General features: G+C 44.4%; 1 protein-coding gene. It reads left to right on the top strand.

The window, feature by feature from the left end; genetic code table 11:
* A partial coding sequence (istB, locus tag AAEY55_RS18105) for an IS21-like element helper ATPase IstB (protein WP_407072711.1) occupies nt 1-705 on the top strand: 705 nt, incomplete at its 5' end.
* Nucleotides 706-768 lie beyond the last annotated feature (63 nt).

Consider the following 768-nt stretch of genomic DNA (forward strand, 5'->3'; position numbering starts at 1 on the left):
CTTAGCACCATGCTTCAACAGTGGAATACCCTGGGCAAAAAAGCGATAGAAGAACAATGGAGCCCACAGCAATACTTGTCTGAGCTGTGCCATATTGAACTTGCGACACGCGATGACAAACGCCTTCAGCGGCTTTTAAAAGATGCAAAATTGCCAGTGGGTAAACACCTTAGCAGCTTCGACTTTACCCTTGTTGATGGGGTTAGTAAGCCCCTTGCTGCTGATTTAATAAATCAGCCGGATTGGTTGAAGCACGGTGGCAATATATTGCTATTTGGCGCCAGTGGTCTTGGTAAAACGCATATCGCCAGTAGTATCGGTTATGGCCTTATCGAGCAGGGCCATAAAGTTAAGTTTGTTGCCGCGTCAGCGATTGTTCAACAACTCCAGCAAGCAAAGCGACATTTACGCTTGCAAGACGAACTTGTAAAGCTCGATAAATACAGCTTATTAATCGTTGATGACGTTGGTTACGTTCGAAAAACTGAACAGGAAACGAGCGTGCTGTTTGAATTGATAGCCCATCGCTATGAGCGACACAGCATGATCATCACATCAAACAAATCATTTGAACAATGGGATGAACTATTTGATGATTCAACGATGACTGTAGCGGCAATAGATCGCTTGGTTCATCATGCAACGATTATTCATTGCGAAGGTGAAAGTTACCGACGCAAAACAGCGCTCAATAAGAGCAAATAAAATTCGGCGTCAACCGGCCAAGATAATTGACGCGGAACCGGCCAAGTTAATTGACGCTAGATA

The organism is Pseudoalteromonas sp. 120-MNA-CIBAN-0494, from assembly GCF_040308885.1.
GTDB lineage: Bacteria > Pseudomonadota > Gammaproteobacteria > Enterobacterales > Alteromonadaceae > Pseudoalteromonas > Pseudoalteromonas nigrifaciens.